This is a genomic window from Pseudomonas sp. S2_A02, assembly GCF_054668495.1.
In genome coordinates this window covers 209,341-228,954 of record NZ_CP162776.1, presented here as the reverse complement: position 1 = coordinate 228,954, position 19,614 = coordinate 209,341, and the positions used below count along the sequence as shown (strand labels likewise).

The window sequence follows — 19,614 nt, the reverse complement described above, 5'->3', positions numbered from 1 at the left end:
TTGTTAGCTTATTGAGAAGACTCGGCAGCCTTGCAAGGTCGCAAGACAGCCCGCCCTCTGCTGCTCGCAGTGCCTGTTACCGCTCTAAGGGAGCTCGTTGGATGACAACACAATCTTCGAATAGCTACAGCGTTGATCCGCAAACGTCTCAAACGTTTTATATCAATGGCTGTTGGTCTTCCCCGGCAGTCCCGGCCAGTTTGCCGGTGGTCAATCCGGCAACTGAAGAGGTTGTTGCGCACGTCGCGCAAGGGTCCGCCAAGGACGTTGATCGGGCAGTCGCTGCAGCTCGTGCAGCATTTGCTGGTTGGTCTGCCACCTCGGCAGCATCGCGCGCACTTTTCCTCGGAAAGATCTACGACCTCATCCTTGAACGAAAAGAAGTGCTTGCCCAGGCGATCTCTCTGGAAATGGGCGCTGCCATCAGTTCCGCCCGGGCCATGCAAGTGCCTCTTGCAGCCGAACATGTACGGGTCGCACGTGATCTGCTGTCCACCTATCGGTTCCAAACCGTTGAAGGCAGCACCGCGATTGAACGCGAACCAATAGGCGTCTGCGGCCTCATCACGCCGTGGAACTGGCCGCTTTATCAAATCACTGCGAAAGTCGCCCCGGCTATTGCGGCCGGCTGCACAGTGGTCCTGAAACCCAGCGAACTGTCGCCACTGAGCGCCCTTCTTTTTGCACAACTGGTGCATGACGCAGGCCTTCCACCGGGCGTATTCAACCTGGTGAACGGCAGTGGTCACGAGGTCGGCGCAGCCATGGCAGCGCACCCCGACATCGATATGATTTCGATCACCGGCTCAAACCGAGCAGGCGCGCTGGTCGCACAGGCGGCCGCCCATACAGTGAAGCGTGTCACCCAAGAATTGGGCGGCAAGTCACCGAACCTGATGCTTCCCGACGCCGACTTCGCCAAAGCCGTTCCGCTGGGGGTGATGTCTGCGTTTCGCAACGTCGGACAATCGTGCAGCGCCCCGACAAGGATGATCGTTCCAAAAAACAGGCTGGCGGAGGTCGAATCGCTGGCTGCCGCAACCGCCAATGCAATCATCGTGGGTGACCCGCGATCAGAAGAGACGGTACTCGGCCCCATTGCCAACGAGGCCCAGTTTAATCGCGTGCAATTAATGATTGAGGCTGGCTTGAATGAGGGCGCAAAACTCGTTTGCGGCGGACCAGGACGCGTACCGGGTTATGAACAGGGCTTTTACACCCGACCGACTGTTTTCTCCGAGGTAGATTCCGCCATGCGGATTGCCCAGGAAGAAATTTTTGGTCCGGTGCTGTGCATCATCCCGTATGAAACGATCGATGAGGCGATCGCTATCGCAAACGACACGGTCTATGGGCTGGGTGCCCATGTCCAGGCTCAGAACCTTGACCTTGCACGTGCCGTTGCCTCTCGTATCCGTGCGGGACAAGTGCATCTGAATTACCCTGCTTGGGATCCAATGGCTCCATTCGGCGGCTATAAACGCTCTGGTAATGGTCGTGAGTATGGTGTCTACGGCTTTGAGGAGTACCTGGAAACCAAAGCCATCATTGGTTTTGGCGGAGATCGATAGTGCCTTCGGGGATCACCATGAAGAACTGAGGCGCTCCCCCGTTTTGCCCGATATAAACCGGCAGAATGGGGCAGCGCGTCAAGGCAGCGCGATCAGAACGTCACACTGGCGCTGAGCCGTGCCGTGCGCGGCTCACCAATATTGACTGCCAGTTGGGTGCCGGTAGAGGACGGGTAGTACTGTTTGTCGAACAGGTTGTCGACGTTGAATTGCAGCGAAGTCTTGTAGCCGAACATCGGTGTTTCCCAACGCACGAAGGCATCGGCCACGGTGTAGCTACTCAGCCAGAAATCGTTGGCGTTGTTGGCGGCGCGCTCGCCGATGTAACGCGCACCAGCGCCGGCATGCCAGGCCCCGAACTCCGCAGGAACATTCAGGTGATGGGTGAGGTACAGGCTCGCGGTGTGCTTCGGCGCATCGGCAAGGCGATGACCCTCGTCATCCGGGTCGTCGAGGATTTCCGTGTGGGTGTAGGCGTAGGTGCCGATCAAGTCCCAGCGCTCGGCCACGCGCCCGGTGATGTCCAGTTCCAGCCCCTGTGAACCGACCTTGCCCGCTGCCTCCGAGAGGCTGACACCACTGACCGTCTGGGTGGTCACGACGTTTTTCTTGACGATGTCGAACAGCGCAAGGTTGATGTTCAGCCCCGGCAGCGGGTCGTACTTCGCGCCAACTTCGTAGCTGCGGCCCTCCTCCGGATCGAACGTATGGCCGGCATCGTCGACTTGGGTATTGGGCTTGAACGAACGGCTGTAGTTGCCATATAGCGACAAGGTATCGGTGGCTTTGTAGACCAGGCCCAGAAACGGCACGAAGGCATCGCCGTTATCGTCGCGGTTGACGGTATAGCTGCTGCCGCGGCCCTGATCGCTGTACTGATCGTAATGCTGTTGGCGACCACCGAGGACCAGGATCCAGCGGTCATCGAGGTGCCAGTTATCCTTGAAGTACAAAGAACTGGAAGTCAGCTGATTGCTCAAGTCACTTTGCGTGGCACTGATGAGGCTGGGCTCGGCCAGACGCCCATAAACCGGCGCGGTGATGTCGAAGCCTGAGCGCGGGGTATTACGGTAGGTTTTGCCACGGAATTGGTCGGACGCTTCGGTATCCGCGCCGACCAGCAGGTCATGGCGCTGGCCGAACAACTCTTGCTGGCCGATGAAGTCCCAACTGGCGTAACGGGTCTCATCGTCGTAGTGAGCGCCGTTGGCAGCACGTCGCAGATTGTTGCCGGTCAACGAACTCGGCTGGGCAATCGAGAGGCTGTAGCGGTCGTTGTTCCAGCCGTAGGTGACACGGGTTTTCCAGTCGTCATTCAGCTGATACTCAAAACGCGCGGTGGCCACTTCACGGATACCGACGCTTTTGGCCCATGTTTCGTCGAGACGCTTGTCGTAGTCGATGTCCGCTGGGTGACCATTGGTGAACACGGTGCCGCGGTCAAAGGGGCTGGAATAATCGTTGTATTCGTAGCTCAGGGTCAGGCTGGCGCGATCACCGGTCCAGCTCAGCGATGGCGCGACCAGGGTGCTCTCGTTCACGCCGTAGTTGCGCCAATAATCCTCATGGCCGCGTTCGGCAATCAGGCGATAGGCCAGGCCCGTATCTCCCATCGGCCCGGTGGTATCCACCGCCATGGTACCGCCGCCTTCGCTATAGGCCGATCCGCTCAGGGTCGTGCTCTGAGTGTATTCAGGCTTCTTGCTGATCACGTTGATCAATCCGCCGGGCTCCAGCGCGCCGTACAGCATCGAAGCAGGCCCTTTTAGCACTTCGATACGGTCCGTCGTGGCGCTGAAGTTGTGCCCCATATTGGAACGCACGCCGTCGCGCAGGATCGAGCCGTCATCGTTGGTGCCGAAGCCGCGCTTGACCAGTGAGTCCCGAGAGTTGCCCAAGGTATTGCCTTGGCTGACGCCGCTGACAAACTTCATCGCGTCGTCCAGCGAGCGCACCTGATAGTCGGCCAGAGTCTGTTGAGTGACCACATTGACCGATTGCGCCTCTTCCTTGATCGGCACATTGCTTTTGCTCGCCGTGCTGGCTTGAGAGGTGGTGTAGCTCGTGTCTTGGCTGACGCGGCTTGCCTGAATATCGGTGGTCGGCAGTTCGAGGGGTTGTGCCCATAAAGGGCTGGTAAACATGACGCAGGAAAGTGTTGGCAACGCGTGTTTCATGAAGACCTTGCGGCGGGCAAAAGGGTGTTGATGGCTCAAGACGTCGCACTCGATGAATTATTAGTAACGATTCTCATTGTATTGTGCGATCTATTATCAGTAAATACCCCCCTTGATGGTCATCAGCACGCTCTGATCCACCGCATGCAGAAGGTTTGTAACCTGTCCACGGGGACGTGGACGCTATCCACTTCAGTCACGTCTCTGCACCCGTCAAAAAAAATAACTTTTCAAAACAATTAGTTGAAGCTTCTTAATAGACTATTGGACAGAAGGTTATATTTTTGACTAGTGACATTTGACAGGCCGCCTTCAGTGGTCGATACCTAACAGGGTCGACGTATAACAAAAGACAAGAGTCCTTAGTGGATATACGTCCGCCCCCAGCATCTAAGTTCACGAGCAAAAGTACTTGTTTTTCAAAGGGCCACGGGTTCGGCCCCCCTGCGGTAGCTTTGGCCATCGCAAAAGTCATCCTTCATCTCAGGATGCGGCGATATCAGTTATAGCGTTAAGTAACATTTACACTTCCATTAAGAATTCTGATTGAGCGCAGCACACACCAAGAAACTTCGACGCCAGATTATTGACTCATATTTTACTTGGCGTTATTTGTACTGGTCCTGCTTCATTATTGATACACCTGTTCCAGCAACTTAACACTTTCGCGATTCCACGGATCTCAAATAGAGCCCGTTGGAAGCGCAGTATCCCGATTCGCCACCAGCCATGTCTAACCAATATTACGGAGCTTGCCAGCATGCTGACGAGTACCCAAGGTTCTAACTGGTATCTTTTGCAGTGCAAGCCTCGTCAGGACGAACGGGCTCAAATCAATCTGTTACGACAAAATTACGTTATATTTTGCCCGCAAATCATTAGCGAACGTCTGATTCATGGCAAACCCCATCAATCCCTGGAGCCTCTCTTTCCAGGGTATCTTTTCATTCAGTTGAGTCGTGACGACAAGTGGGCACCTTTGCGTTCTACCCGCGGCGTCAGCCGCATTGTCGATTTCAATCACGGCCCGGCCATGGTCCCTGACGACGTCATCGAGCATCTGCGTACCCGGTGTTTCAAGCCATTACAAATTCACCCCCCCAACCATTCATGCCCGGAGAAACACTGCAAATAACCCGAGGACCACTGTCGACACTGGAAGGTATTTTTCTGACCATGTTGGGTGACGAACGAGTCATGATTCTGCTTCATTTCCTGAATAGAGAACAGCAAGTTCGCGTTCCATTGACTGATATTAAACGACCCCAATCTCACTTATAAGCCTGACCATTATTCTTCTGCAGCAGCGCACTTTAAAAACAAACCGGCTCATTCCCCCTCCTTGAACTTGTTATTACGCCCCAGCCCCATAACGCTCTTGATTTTCTGCGCCTTTATTAGTAACTTTTTAAACTTGAAAACTCCACTTCCACAAAACATTTATTGATAGCACGCCGCATTACATCGAGCAAATTCACCCCCTGTTTTTCCGGTCTATAGTCATTGAGTTCATCCCCAGGAGCAATGATATGACTCTCAAGACTCGCGGCCCTTTCGCACTGCTCATGATCTATTTCTGTCCCGGAACGGCCTGGTGTCTCGATCCCCAGTCCATTGATATCTATGGCTTCGACTTCACCCCTACACTGTTATTTTCAGAGAGCTATGACGACAATTTCCGGGAACTGGAGCGAGGGCGTCAGTCTTCCATGGTGACTAAAATTGCCCCTTCTTTCGAACTGAAGGCAGAAGACCGCAATAGCGCCACCCGACTTATATGGCAGCCTACCCGGTACATTTATCATGATGAGCCGGATGCTTCGAATACCGCACAACGCGTGCGACTCAACAGCATCATGGAATTCACTGATCGCCATCGCCTGAAACTTGACGCGGAAGCACGTAAATACGAGCGCACGACGTCGACTGCTGTTGATGGCATCAATGACAAGATTCGCAGTAACCGCGTCAATGGTCTTTATACCTATGGCGCCAGGAGCGCTGACAATCAAATCGATCTGGGCGCCAATTACGCTCAACTTCGCTACGGCAATTCCGACGGTATCAATGACGACAAAGAGCGCAATACCACCGGCCTGACCACCACTTGGTACCACCGCATCGGCAGCAATACGCGCGGGCTGCTGGAATACGACCATACCGTCTTTGATTACCTGAAATCAGACAGTCGTCTCGATAGCACATCCAATGCGGTCCTTGCCGGTGCCGAATGGGACTTCACCGCCCGCACCTCCGGCAAAGTCCGTGTTGGTTATGAGCGCAAGAACTTCGATGACAGCAGCGTCGATGACCTCAGTAATCCGACCTGGCAGGTGGATCTGCGATGGAGGCCACGAACTTACTCGACCTTCTCGTTTGTTGCCCGCCAGGCCATGGCCGAGGGCGACGACGGTGCTGATGCCGTCAAGACCACCTCGGCGCTGTTCGGCTGGCGCCATGGCTGGACCGAACGCATCACCACGGTGGCCGAAGTCGGGCTGTCCCGCCTTGATTACCAGGGCCAGAACCGCACCGACGACCTTCGTGACTACAACCTGGCCGTGGAATACGCAATGCGCCGCTGGCTGGATATCGAGCTGGGCTATCGCTACCGCAACGATGACTCCGATGCCGACAATCAGAGTTTTGAGCGCAACATTTTCTTGCTCAGCTTCAACGTAAGTCTCTAAGAGGTTTTCCCATGAACTCGCGAATGCTTGGCTTGTTGTTCGTGCCGTGGCTGTTGCCTGTGACTTTTGCAGCAGACCCCGGCGCCCAGTACAAACTGGCAGCCGGCGATGTATTGCGTATCACTGTCTTCGGTGAACGGGATCTGAGCTTCGAGAAAATCCGTCTCAACGATGCCGGAATGTTTTCCTATCCATTTCTGGGTGAGATTGCCGCCAAGGGGCTCACCCCCAATCAGGTGGAAAAGATTATCGTCGACGGGCTCAAACAAGGTTATCTGGTCGACCCCAAGGTCAGCCTCAACCTGATTACCTATCGCTCGTTCTACATTAATGGAGAGGTGAAAAAACCCGGCAGCTATCCATTCGAGCCCGGGCTGACACTGGAGAAAGCCATCGCCCTGGGCGGTGGTCTGACCGAACGAGCCTCGATCAAGCGGGTGACCATCGTCCGCGGCGATGGCTCCCCTCCCCTGACCGACACGGTCACGCGCGGCACCGCCATCGCCCCCGGTGACACCATTTCCATTGCACAAGGCTTTTCTAATCATGGACAACAGCCCAAGCCTATATGTCGAGCGTCCGCTCCAGCCGCATGTGCCGCAGCATCAGCAGTACAGCGAGGAAAAGGACACCATTGACCTGCTCAAATACTGGAGGGTGATCTGGCGCGCCCATTGGAAAATTGGCTGGTTGATACTGCTCGGCTGTGCGCTGGCGATGGCCACGCTGTCGTTCATTCCCCCGCAGTACATCGGCAGCACCACCCTCCTGATCAAAGAAAAAACGCCACCGCTGCTGTCCTTCCAGCAAATAACGGATTCGAGTTCCGGTACCGTCGATTACTTGCAGACGCAACTGGCGCTGGTGCAATCGCGCGACCTGGCTGAACGCGCAGTCAAAAAGCTGGGCCTTACCACTCATCCGGTCACTGATCCACGTCAGCAACCGAAGTCATGGTTTGCGCCACGGCGATGGTTGGCCGCGCTTGAACTGGACCAATGGCTGCCAGTACTGGGCCGTTTTATATCCGTGCAAGTGACGCCCTCCGAAACCGATATCTTCAATCAAGTCACGCAGGATCTGATGCGGCGAACCAGTGTCAAATTCGTCGGCAAGAGCCAGCTGATCAAGATAGAAGTGGAATTGCCCGACCCGGGTTTGGCTGCCGCTACCGCCAATGCGATTGCCCAAGGCTTCATTGATAGCCAGCTCGACAACAGCCTGAAGTCCTCGCTGACCAACACCAGCTGGATGAACTCACGCCTGATCGAGTTACGCAATAACCTGCGCAGTGCCGAAGACAAACTTCAGGCCTATCGGGAAGCACAAGGCCTGGTCGATGTTGGCGGTGTCGCCACCATCAGTGCCAATGAACTGGAAATGACCGGCAACCGCATGATCGATGCCCGCCGCAACCTGGCGGAAGCCGAGAGCCGGTTTCGCCAGGTGCAGGCCCTGAGCAACGGCGACCTGAGCAAACTCTCCAGTGTGCCGGCCGTCTTGAGTAATCCTTTGGTGCAGAAATTCCAGGCGCAACAGGCCAAGGCCCAAGCCAAGGTCGAGGAACTGTCCGGGCGCTACGGTCCAAAACATCCGACGCTTGCCGCCGCTCGCGCTGAATTGCGAACGGCCACCGAAAGCTTGCGCTTGCAGGTTCGACAGGTAGTGGCCAGCATCGAACAGGATTACCAGTTAGCCCGAGCCAGTGAGAGCTCACTGCGTCAATCATTCAACAGCAACAAAGCACAGATACAGGACATTTCGCGCAAGGAGTTCCAGCTGCGTGAGTTTCAGCGCGAGGTCGACAGTAGCCGCGCCCTGTACGAGACCTTCATTACCCGTTTAAAGGAAACCGCGGCCACTTCGGATATGGATTCCACCAAAGCGCGCATCGTCGACCCTGCGATTGCTCCTCTGGAACCGAGCAAGCCGCGCAAGACACTGATTATGGCAATTGTCGCCGTCGTGACTGCGCTGATTGGCATCGCACTGGCATTGCTGTCCGAAACCCTGAACAAAACCTTCAAGACCGACGAAGCGATCGAAAGCACGCTTGATGTCCCCCTGCTCAGCGTGGTGCCGCTGGTCATGAAGAGAAGCCGCCGGCAACTGGCGCGACTGTTCGACGACAACGACCATCCGCGTTTTTGCGAGACCATTCGCAACCTGCGCACCTGGTTGATGTTGCACGGCGGCGACATGCCATCACAGGTGGTACTCGTTGCCTCGACCATGGCTGAAGAAGGCAAAAGCACCATCGCCAACAACCTGGCGTACTCACTCGCCAAGCTGGAGCGTGTGCTTTTGATCGACGCCGACATGCGCAGACCCAGCCTTTCGCTCAACTTCGATTTTCCGGCAGATGCCCCGGGTTTGGCCAACGTCCTGGCGGGCACTGCGCGGCTCGAGGACTGTATCCGGACTGTCGGCAATCTCGACATGCTGCCGGCCGGGAAGCTGTCGCCGCCACCGCTGGATCTGCTCAGTTCGTCGCGCCTGGCCCCCATGCTCAAGGTGCTGAAATCGCGGTACCAACGCATCATCATCGACTCGCCGCCTGCGCAAATGGTCAGCGATGCACTGTTGCTGGCCAAGCATTCGGACGCGGTGATCTATGTGATCAAGGCCGAAAGCACGCCTGTCAGTCAGGTACAGAAGTGCCTTGCTCTACTGCAACAGAGCCATGCGCCGGTGTTCGGTGTGGTGCTCAACCAGGTAGACCTGCGCAAGGCTCGCAAGCAGGGCTACAGCCATTCCGATACGTTCCAGAACTACGACTACATGTCCAGGTAGAACCTTGTACTTGTCTCTCCAGTAGCCTCTTTCCAGACATCCACCAAAAGCTGCATCCCAGTCGAGCTATACCAGCGTGCGGGAACGAGGGCGTGCAGTATTCGGCGCCGAAGTCCAACCCATGCCCGGAGGTTGAGCCGATGACATCGTTATACACCGCTCAAATGACGCGCCGCCGGGGACTGACCTTCTGGGGCCAATGGCTATGCGCACTCAGCCTGGCCAATCTGCTGTTGGTGATGCTCGTGTACGGGCGAGTCGGCAACCTGACCAGCGAATACCGCGTTCTGATGATTCTCACCGTTCTCGGTTCGGTGCCGATCTACAGCGTCATGCAGGTTTACCACAAGCGTCATGAGTGGTTGTCCGGGCTCGCTCGGCTGTTGGCGGCCTGGATGATTTTACTGGCCGTGCTGATCAGCATTGCCTTCCTCACCCAGACCAGCATGATTTTCTCGCGCCAGGTGATCATCGTCTGGGCCGTATTGGGTTACCTGGTCCAGGCGGCGAGCTTTTTGCCCCTGCATTACCTGGCCCGGCTGCATTCGCACAAGCTGTGCAACGAGCGCCGCGCAGTGATCATCGGGACGTGTCCAACCGCACATACGCTGGCGAGAAAACTGTCCAGGCGCAATCGCGTACCGCTGGTGGGCTTTATCGCAACCGCCGACCATACCGGCCCGGCACCGAGCATTCTGCCGCTGGTGGGACGCATCGACGAGGTTCGCGAAATCATCACCCGCCTGAATATACGTCGCGTCTATATCGTTTTGCCGATGGCACAAGCCGCCATCATTGAAGCGCTGTACATCGATCTACTGGACATGAATGTCGACGTGGTCTGGATCCCCGATTTCGGCAGCATGGTGCTGCTCAATCAGTCGATCTCGGAAATAGAGCGAATGCCGGCCATCTACCTCAATGAAAGCCTCATCAGTTCGCACCCCGGCAGCCTGCTCTGCAAAGAGCTGTTCGAACGTAGCCTGGCCGCCGTGGGCATTATCGTGCTCAGCCCCTTGCTGCTGATCGTGGCGATAGCCATCAAGCTTTCCTCTCCCGGCCCGGTGTTGTTCAAACAAAATCGCTACGGCTGTAACGCTGAGGTGATCAAGGTCTGGAAGTTCCGGTCGATGCGCGTGCACGACGACAACGAAGTCCGTCAGGCCACCCGCGAGGATGACCGTGTCACCCCGCTTGGGCGTTTTTTGCGCCGTAGTTCCATCGACGAGCTACCGCAACTGTTCAACGTGCTCTGCGGCGAAATGGCCCTGGTCGGCCCGCGACCGCATGCGGTCACGCACAACATTTACTACACCGGCAAGGTTCGCGCCTACATGGCCCGTCATCGCCTCAAGCCGGGGATCACCGGGTTGGCCCAGATCACCGGGCATCGAGGTGAAACCCAGACGCTGGAAAAAATGCAGCAGCGCGTCGCCCAGGACCTCAACTACATCAACCAATGGTCGCTGTGGCTCGACATCAAGATTCTGGTCAAGACCCCTTTCACGTTGTTCTCAAAAGACACTTACTGAGGAGTCAGGCAATGATCGACCTGGAATTAATCGGGCATTACGCACCGAATCTGCTGGACGCCAACAAGGCATTTTCCTTCATCAATTTTGCCTCCATCGGCAGTCTGTTCGACCGACACCCGACTTCCATCGCCTATTTTTGCGACGGCATGCTGATGTCTACCTTCATGTCGCGCATCACCGGCCGCACGATCGGCCGGGTCAGCTTCGACTTCACGTCCATCGCCGACGCTGTGTTCAGTTGCGCCGAGAAACAAGGCAAGCGCCTCTATTTTGTCGGTGCCCGGCAAGCCGAACTGGACCTGTTCATCGACAAGATCAAGGCTCGCTACCCGGCGCTGATTATTGCCGGTCATCACCATGGCTATTTCGATGCCCCGCAGGCTGCGAGCATTCAAGCAGACATTTGCCGCAGCGAAGCGAACATCCTGATCGTAGGACTGGGCGCCGGGCTGCAGGAGCAGTTCGAGCAGGATGCCCTGCGTGCCGGCTTCACCGGTGTGGCATTCACCTGTGGCGGTTTCATTCGCCAAGAGGCCACGGCCACTCATCATTATTATCCTGAACTGGTCAACCGCCTGCATCTGCGCGCGTTCTATCGGATGTACCGCGAACCACACACGATCAAACGCTACCTGATCGATTACCCGACCAATTTTGTTCAACTTTTGATAATGATCATCCGGCGAAAAGTGACCATCAACATCACTTATCCTGAGCGCCTTGATCAATGCACATTGATCACTGAGCAATAACCATGCATATCCTGTTCATTCTCAAGGATTTCAAGCCCGAGGGTGGCCTCGAGCGTGTCCAGCAACGTCTGGCCAGACAGTTTCTCAAGGATGGCCAGCGTGTCAGTTACTTCGTCATGAACGGCGACACGCCGGACGATGAAGGAGCTGCCACGCTCAATGGCGGCGGCAATGGAATCGTCGGCCTGTTCAAGTCCATCGTATTGCTGCGGCGGATTATTGGTCGTGAACGGGTGACCCACCTCATCGCAGCCAAGGAACGAGCCAACCTCTGCACCTGGTTTGCGACCTTGGGTAGCCCATGCAAGGTCATCTACAGCCGTCACGCGGCACTTGATTGCAGTGAACAAAAAATCAGTCCCGCCACCCTGCGTTTGCTCTATGCGTTGTACCTCTGTGGCCACGGCCGGGTAGTGACGGTTTCCCATGGCTTGCGCCAATCCCTCGCCGAGCTGGTGCCCTGGGGTCGCGAGCGCATCCGTTATTGCCCGAATGCAGTGGTCACCGAACAACTGCTCAGCGCCGCACAGACGCCCATGCTCAGCGGTTTGCCGTCCGAGTTCTGGTTAGCGGTGGGCCGGCTGGTGGAACCGAAGGGGTTCAACCTGCTGCTCGACGCTTATGCCATGGCCTTATGCAGCGCTGAATTGCCAGATCTGGTGATCATCGGCGATGGCCCGCAACTCGCCGAACTGACCTCACAAGCCAGCCGCCTGGGCATCGAGGACCGTGTGCATTTCACTGGTTTCCTGAGCAATCCCTACCCATTGATCAGGCATGCACGGCTGCTGATCCTGAGTTCGTTTCATGAGGGTTTGCCGACGGTGCTGGTCGAGGCTTTGGCGCTGGGCACCCCCGTACTGGCCTGCGATTGCGAAACCGGCCCCAGGGAACTGCTTGATAACGGCCGCCTCGGCGCTCTGGTCAAGGTCAATGATGTAGCGGCGCTGGCCGAAGGGATGTTACGCAGCGTGACCGCACAAGACCCTGCTGCGCCAAGCGGCCAGATTGCCGCTGACGCCGTCCGTCAATACACCAGTCAATCCGCCGCGCAGGCGTACTACCAGGTATGGAATCAATGAAAAGGCTGCTGATTATTCTGCAGGACCTGGGCGGTGGTGGCGCCGAAAAAATGATGGTGCGCCTCGCCAGTGCGCTGACTGACGCCGGCAATGACGTGACCTTGTTGATGCTTAGCGGCGCAGGTGTGAACTCGGCGCACATCGACCCTCGGGTCAAACAGGTGGAATTGCACAGCCCGCGCAGCTCCAGGGCAGTGCCGGCGCTGGCACGCTTTCTTCGCCACAATCACTTTGACGCACAACTGGCCGCCCTCACCCATATCAACGTCGTGGCCATCGCCGCGGCCACGCTGTCAGGCACGCTGGCGCGCCTGCATGTCAGTGAGCGCAATGCGTTTTCCCATGACAGACACGTCAACCCCGCGTTGACGGTGCGCATCGCGTATCTGTTGGCACCGCTGCTGTACCGGCTCATTCCCAATCCGGTGATCTGCGTCTCGCGCGGCGTCGCCCAGGATCTGGTCGATACCACCATCACCCGTGCGCAGGATGTCACCATCGCCGACAACCCGGTGCTCGACAACGATTTTCGCGACAAGGTGCCGGAACGCCCGAGCCATCGCTGGCTGCTGGAAAAGTCCACCCCGGTGATTGTCGCCGTGGGTCGCCTGGCACAGCAGAAAGGCTTTGATGTATTGCTCGATGCCTTCGCCCGATTACCCGATACCAATACCCGATTGATCATTTTCGGCGAAGGCCCACTCAGAACCAGGTTGCTCCAGTTGGCCGACACCTTCGGAGTCGCCGACCGATTCGATCTGCCGGGCTATAACCGCGATCCAATGGCGCAAGTGGCAGCGGCCGATTGTTTTGTGCTGTCGTCGCGCTTCGAGGGCAGTCCCAACGTGCTGGTCGAAGCCTTGTCCACGGGCACCCCGGTGGTATCGACTCATTGTCCCTATGGCCCGCAAGAGATTCTCGACAATGGCGCAATCGCCCCGCTGGTACCCGTCGACGACCCCGGCGCACTGGCCCAGGCGATCACCCGTCAGCTGGCTTTACCGCGCGATGCAAACCGCCAGGCGCGCATCGATGCCGCGGGCCGTTTCATCAGTGCCCGCGCAGCAAAAACCTATCTCGACGCATTGGCAGGACAGTCGTCATGAACAAACTGGAAGTCAGGTACACCACGTTGCGCGACGCCTTCACGTTATTCGGCGTGCTGTTTTACATCCAGGTCATCGGATTTTTTTTCGGGTTGGCTGATGCGTCGAGTGTGGATGTCGCCGAAAAAGACCTCGAAGGCAACGTGGTCAACCAGATCTGCGGCCTGATCACCCTGCTGGTTCCGCTGTTCTTCTTCATCCGCAACAAGGTCTTCCTCAGCAAAAGCTTTTACAGGAACAACGCCTTCCTGCTGATATTCATGCTCAGCCTGGCGGTATCGATCAGTTGGTCCTACGACCCGATGTTAAGTTTCAAACGTTTTGTGGCGATGATCAGCGTGGTGTTCTTTGCAGGTTTCATCGCCTACAACTACAGCCTCGAGAAAATCACCTTCATGCTCGGTTGCACCATCGGTGCTGCAGCTTTTTTCGGTTTGATATTCGCGCTGGTAAGGCCGGACATCGCCTTCATTGACGGCGGTATTCGCGATGGTGCGTTCAAGGGGATTTTCCCGGAAAAAAATGCCGGCGCCCGGCTCAACGCGATCGCCATTCTGTTACTGCTGCCGATGATCCGTCAGCGCAATCCTTGGGCAATCATCTGCTCATTGTTCTCGCTGATCGCGATTGCGCTGGCCCAATCTGCCACGGCAGTCGCGCTGATTGTTGCCGGCGCAGTGAGCTATTGGTACTTCCTCACACTGATCCGCTTGCACATCAACCGCTCACTGACAGCATTCCTCGGTACGACAATCCTCTATTTGCTGATTTGCCTGTTTCTATACGGCAATTACACATTGCTGCTGGAGCTGATGGGTCGTGACGCGTCACTCACCGACCGCACGCTGATCTGGGACTTGCTCACGCCGCTGATCGACGCGGAGTTCCTCAAGGGTTACGGCTTCGGCGCCTTCTGGTCCAGCCCGGTCGCCGAGACATTCATCAACCGCTGGGGTTACATCGGCAATGCCCACAGCGGCTACATGGAAACCTTGCTTAACGGCGGCGTCATTCAGCTGACAGCGCTTATCCTCATGCTGATCGAAGCGCTGATCAAACACTACCGGGCCGTGGTGGCGGATCGGTCGGCAGGGTTTCACGCCAGTGCAATGCTCATCATTGGATCGTTCATGCTCACCAACTATGTGGCGTACGTCGTTCCCAACTACCGCTCCGCAGAGTTTCTGGTGTTCTGCATTCTGGCCCTCTCATTCCGGCATCACCACGTGACATACCCACAATTGTCACCGGCAACCCAGCGTCAACGTCCGCCTGGCAAGGCATTACCACGCGACTCGGCCAAGGCGTAACAAGAGGAGAAATAACCGTGCCAGACCAAGCCCTCCCTTCACCCCATTCAGTGTGCGTCATAATCCCGATGTACAACGGCGCCGACAGCATTGAGCAAACACTGGCGTCCGTGGCCGGGCAAACGCGACTGCCCGATCACGTCATCGTCATCGACGATGGTTCCACCGATGAGGGCCCGCAACGGGTCAAGGACTTCGTGGCGCCGTTTCGCCTGACGCTGTTGCACCAAGCCAACGAAGGCCAGGCCAGCGCCCGCAACCACGGAATGCAGCACTCTGAAGAGACTTTTGTGGCATTTCTCGATGCCGATGACAGATTCTATCCGCGAAAGCTGGAGCAACAAGTGGCACTGTTTGACGAACTGAGTCGTCAGGGACGGCCCGTGGCGCTGGTAGATTGCTACGTGCATAACGATTACAGCGACGGCAGGCGAATACTGGAAAACCGGCAAAAAAACGGCAGGCATTTCGACGACCTCATCCGCGCCAACGTCGTCAATGGCGTGTCCTCCGTGATGGTCAGACGCGATGTGGTCATGCAACTCGGCGGCTTCAATGCCAGCCTGCGTTACTCCGAAGACCGCTTCATGTGGACCCGGATCGCCGAACACTGGGAGATCCACACGGTGCCAGAGGCGCTGCAGCAGCGCATGGTCAACAGCGCCAACATGACCGCGCAACCGACAAGGTACTACCCGTACAAGATCAAGTTCATCGAAGCGTACCTCGCCCAATTTGGCCCCCAGCTCAGCAAGCAGCAACGGATCGATTTCGCGCTGGGCAGCCACAGCGACTTTCTCGAACTGTTTTCCCGCAGAGGCGAGCATGCCCAGGTGATCGGTGTGTACCGGCGAATGCTGGAGTACTCCTGGCAAACGCTGATCTTCAGGAACGGCAAACCGACATTGCGCTTTCTCTACGCGTGCGTCCGATCATTGCGCAAGGCAGCTGCGTCAACCACCGCTCATTGAGCCGGTATCCGCCATGGCCAATCACCGTCTGGTTAAATTGATCTGGATTTTCACCGAGAAATTCGGCCTGATCCTCCTGTCGATGATTACCTTTGTCGTATATGCCAGGCTGATGTCCCCGGCAGAGCTGGGTCTGGGCACGGTGATCATTGTGATCGTCGAGATGTTCGGCATCCTCTACTCGTCAATGCTCGAAGATCCGCTGGTACGGTTGGAGCGTCTGGAAGAAAAACATATTTGCACGGCCTTCTGGTTCGCGGTGCTGATCAGCCTGGCCTCCATCGTCGTCATATCGTTCGCGGCCATGCTGTATACGAAATCCTTGGTGCTGCAATGGATGACGGCGGTCGCCTCGGTGAAAATTCTCTTCACCATGATGGCGCGGGTCTATGTCGTGGAAATGCGCCGCGCCAGCAACTTCAAAATGCTGGCCTCGCGCACGCTATTGGGCAAAGTGGCCGGCGGCGTGGGGGGAATCGCCATTGCGTTCTGGGGATTTGGCGCCTGGGCCGTGATCGCTCAAGCGCTGATCATGGAGTTCGTTTCCATCGTCGTATTGATGCTCGGAAACCGCCGGCGGATTGCCTTCTACATTGACGGGCCCTTCTTGCGCGAATTATTGCGGGCCGGAGCACCGGTTGCCATCAACGTGATGAGTTGGCAAACCCTGCAGCGCGGCGTCAACGTGGTACTCGGCATCACCGCCGGCACCCATGCCGTCGGCATGTTCAATATGGCCATGCGCATCATCGATCTGCCTCGCACAGCGATCTATAACGGCCTCTTGAGTTATGCGCTGCCGGTGTTCGCCCGGCGCGGAAGCGATACTGCGCGGTTGATCGAGATGATCAGCGACTCGACGGCCATCAGCGGGTTCCTGCTCACGCCACTGTTCGTCGGTATCGCGTTAACGGCCGAGGACATCATCCTGTTGATATTCGGCGCCAAATGGGCAGACGCCATTCCCTTGCTGCAAGTACTGGCCTGCACGGCGGCCATCGGCAACACCGCCATGTACGCCATGACAGCCCTGGTGGCGGTCAATCGAACCTACCTGACCATCAAGGCTGAAGTGGCAACCACCCTGCTGGCGCTGGCGCTGGTTTACAGCCTGGGTCACCTCTACGCAGGCATGGCTGCGGCTCTGGCCTTGCTGTTGCGGATTGTGATCATCACGCCCGTGCAGGTCCGCGGGCTGAAAACGGCAATAGGTTATGGCTGGCGAGCATTCATCGAATCCAATTATCGGAGCATGATCGCTTCGCTCATCATGGCCGCCGCCGTGGTGCTTGTTTCTCCGTATCTGGATTTTCGGGGCTATTGGCATCTGGCCGCCAACATCGGAATCGGCACGCTCATTTATGCGCTGGCCTATAGCGCGTTGCACCCACGATGGCCGCAAGAATTCAAATCGGTGTTCACTGCTCGTTGAATGCTTTGATCGAGGCTTTGATCGTGTACATATCCGTTTCTGCGGTTGTGCCGGCTGGCGGTTGTTGCCCTTTGCCCTTTGTAGGAGCGAGGCTTGCCCGCGAAGGCGGCCTGATAGTCGATGGGGATTTTTGAGGGTGTACATATCCGTTTCTGCGGTCACGGCCGCTGGCGGTTTCGCTTTTACAGCGAGTCCCTTTTCCAAACGCCGAAAAAGGAACCAAAGGCTTTGCCCCTCCATTCGGTGCCTCGCTTAGGCTCGGCATGCCCTCTCTCCGGCATTGCTCCGGGGGCCCGCCGCCATCGGCCATCCATGGCCGGGGGCGGCTACCGCGGCATCCTTGCCGCGGTGCCCCCTGCGCAACGCCTGCGTTCGGCCTCTGGAAAAGGGGCGGCAGATCAAGATCAAAAGCCAAAGCAACGGCAACGGCAACGGCAAGATCAACAGCTTCGCGAGCAGGCTCGCTCCCACACTTGGAGTGGGTACATTCGGGGAAGACTGGTCGGCTGACAGGCCGCCATCGCAGGCAAGCCAGCTCCCACAGGAGCAGCGGGTATATACAAAATCTGTGTACGACACACATCCTGTGGGAGCGGGCTTGCCCGCGATAGCGGAGGGTCAGTCAATGTGATGTTGAAGGTGCCGCCGCCATCGCAGGCAAGCCAGCTCCCACAAAAAATCAGAGCATTCAGAATCAGCGCACATCCCCTCTGCTGTTCACCACTCAACAGGCCGAGCGTTAGCTCGCCTGCAGCTTTTGATCTTGATGCACCGCCCCCTCGAGAGGCCGAGTGGAGGTTCTGCGCAGTGGGCAACCCGGCATGGATGCCGGGTTAGCCGCCCCCGGCCAGGGATGGCCGATGGCGGCGGGCCCACGGAGCAGGACCGGAGCGAGGGCATGCCGAGCCTAAGCGAGGCACCGAACGACAGGGGCAAGAGCCCTTGGTTACTTGGGGCTTTTCCAAGTGACTCGCCGTAAGGGCGAAACCGCCAGCGGCCATGACCGCAAAAACGGATATGTACACCCTCTCCCGCACCCCGCAGGAACCGCAGGAACCACACCGCCCGCACGGACCGCACTCCCCATCTTGTCCAGTCTTCTTGTGACCGGAGCGCCCTATCATGGGAAAAATCACGCTGATTACCGGCGGAGCCGGATACATCGGTTCCCATACCACATTGGCCCTGATCAACGCCGGCCAGCAGGTACTGGTGCTCGATAATCTATGTAACAGCTGCCGCGAATCGCTCACGCGTCTGGAGCGCTTGACCCAGACACGAGTCGATTTCATTGAAGGCGATATTCGCAATACAAACCTGCTCGACGATATTTTCAGCCGCTACGACATCGATGCCGTGGTGCATTTTGCCGGCCTCAAATCTGTCGAGGAAAGCGTTCGAAAGCCGCTGGATTATTACGCCAACAACGTGGTCGGCACGCTCAATCTCTGCCATGCGATGGCCCGCTACGAAGTCTTCAAACTGGTGTTCAGCTCATCGGCGACCGTGTATGGCGCCCCCCGGCAGATACCGATCATTGAAGACTTGGGCACCGGCAAACCGGTAAGTCCGTACGGTCGCACCAAGCTCCTGACCGAAGAGTTGCTCACCGACCTGTGCCTGTCGGATCCGCGCTGGAGCATTGCTGTGTTGCGTTACTTCAATCCGATCGGCGCGCACGAGAGCGGGCTGATCGGGGAAAACCCCAATGGCCAGCCCAATAACCTGCTGCCTTGCCTGACCCAGGTGGCGATGGGGCGAGTGCCCGAACTTACGGTGTTCGGCAGCGACTATCCCACCGTCGACGGAACGTGCGTGCGCGATTATGTCCATGTGGTCGACCTTGCCGATGGCCATCTCAAAGCACTGCAAGCGTTGCAGAACAAAAACGGCATCCATGCCTGGAACCTGGGAACCGGTATTGGCTACAGCGTTTTGCAGATCATCCGCGCCTTCGAGGACATCACCGGCATTAGCATCCCCTTCCGATTCGCGCCGCGTCGCGCCGGCGATATCGCGGAATGCTGGGCCAACCCCAGCAAGGCCGGGCATGATTTGGGCTGGTACGCACAGCGCGACCTCGTGCGGATGATCATCGACACTTGGCGGTGGCAGCTATGTAATCCCCATGGCTACCACTCTCGGTCCGATTTACCGGCATCGACTGCGTCAAAGCAACGGGTATGAGCAAAAGG

The 19,614-nt window shown here is 57.2% G+C and carries 12 protein-coding genes and 2 pseudogenes; 13 read left to right on the top strand and 1 reads right to left on the bottom strand.

What is annotated here, in order from left to right; translation table 11 throughout:
- Positions 1-101: 101 nt before the first annotated feature.
- Positions 102-1,571 carry an aldehyde dehydrogenase family protein gene (locus tag AB4O41_RS00885; protein ID WP_460145802.1) on the top strand — a complete coding sequence of 490 codons (1,470 nt, stop codon included), beginning with the start codon at positions 102-104 and terminating at the stop codon, positions 1,569-1,571.
- A 92-nt stretch (positions 1,572-1,663) separates the two neighbouring features.
- Here AB4O41_RS00885 and AB4O41_RS00880 read toward each other — a convergent pair whose 3' ends face one another.
- A complete protein-coding gene (locus AB4O41_RS00880) occupies positions 1,664-3,748 on the bottom strand; it encodes a TonB-dependent siderophore receptor (RefSeq protein ID WP_460148240.1) in 2,085 nt (694 codons plus the stop codon).
- A gap of 760 nt (positions 3,749-4,508) precedes the next feature.
- On the opposite strand from AB4O41_RS00880, the pseudogene rfaH reads away from it, so the two are divergent.
- The 12 genes and pseudogenes from rfaH to galE all read left to right on the top strand — a co-directional run bounded on the left by rfaH (position 4,509) and on the right by galE (position 19,606).
- Positions 4,509-5,029 (top strand): annotated as a pseudogene (gene rfaH / locus AB4O41_RS00875) (transcription/translation regulatory transformer protein RfaH).
- A 248-nt stretch (positions 5,030-5,277) separates the two neighbouring features.
- Entirely contained in the window at positions 5,278-6,438 is a 1,161-nt protein-coding gene (locus AB4O41_RS00870; RefSeq protein WP_460145801.1) for an outer membrane beta-barrel protein, read from the top strand.
- Between the two features lie 11 nt (positions 6,439-6,449).
- Positions 6,450-6,977, top strand: a pseudogene (locus tag AB4O41_RS00865) (polysaccharide biosynthesis/export family protein); the annotation flags it as partial.
- A 7-nt stretch (positions 6,978-6,984) separates the two neighbouring features.
- Positions 6,985-9,231 (top strand): GumC family protein, encoded by a 2,247-nt coding sequence (locus AB4O41_RS00860; protein WP_460145800.1) that lies wholly within the window; start codon positions 6,985-6,987, stop codon positions 9,229-9,231.
- 140 nt (positions 9,232-9,371) lie between these two features.
- Entirely contained in the window at positions 9,372-10,763 is a 1,392-nt protein-coding gene (locus AB4O41_RS00855; protein ID WP_460145799.1) for an undecaprenyl-phosphate glucose phosphotransferase, read from the top strand.
- 11 nt (positions 10,764-10,774) lie between these two features.
- Complete coding sequence (locus AB4O41_RS00850; RefSeq protein WP_460145798.1) at positions 10,775-11,518, top strand: WecB/TagA/CpsF family glycosyltransferase; 744 nt, start codon at positions 10,775-10,777, stop codon at positions 11,516-11,518.
- A gap of 2 nt (positions 11,519-11,520) precedes the next feature.
- Positions 11,521-12,600, top strand: coding sequence for a glycosyltransferase (locus AB4O41_RS00845; RefSeq protein ID WP_460145797.1), 1,080 nt, complete (start codon positions 11,521-11,523; stop codon positions 12,598-12,600).
- Positions 12,597-13,706, top strand: a complete 1,110-nt coding sequence (locus tag AB4O41_RS00840) for a glycosyltransferase (protein ID WP_460145796.1) — start codon at positions 12,597-12,599, stop codon at positions 13,704-13,706. Before AB4O41_RS00845 ends, AB4O41_RS00840 begins: the two co-directional genes overlap by 4 nt.
- On the top strand, positions 13,703-15,016 hold the full coding sequence (locus AB4O41_RS00835) for an O-antigen ligase family protein (RefSeq protein ID WP_460145795.1): 1,314 nt from the start codon (positions 13,703-13,705) through the stop codon (positions 15,014-15,016). Before AB4O41_RS00840 ends, AB4O41_RS00835 begins: the two co-directional genes overlap by 4 nt.
- 17 nt (positions 15,017-15,033) lie before the next feature.
- A complete protein-coding gene (locus AB4O41_RS00830; protein ID WP_460145794.1) occupies positions 15,034-15,987 on the top strand; it encodes a glycosyltransferase family 2 protein in 954 nt (317 codons plus the stop codon).
- A 13-nt stretch (positions 15,988-16,000) separates the two neighbouring features.
- Entirely contained in the window at positions 16,001-17,419 is a 1,419-nt protein-coding gene (locus tag AB4O41_RS00825) for an oligosaccharide flippase family protein (RefSeq protein WP_460145793.1), read from the top strand.
- Positions 17,420-18,541: 1,122 nt separating this feature from the next.
- Positions 18,542-19,606: a UDP-glucose 4-epimerase GalE gene (gene galE / locus AB4O41_RS00820; RefSeq protein WP_460145792.1), complete on the top strand. Its 1,065-nt coding sequence runs from the start codon at positions 18,542-18,544 to the stop codon at positions 19,604-19,606.
- Positions 19,607-19,614 lie beyond the last annotated feature (8 nt).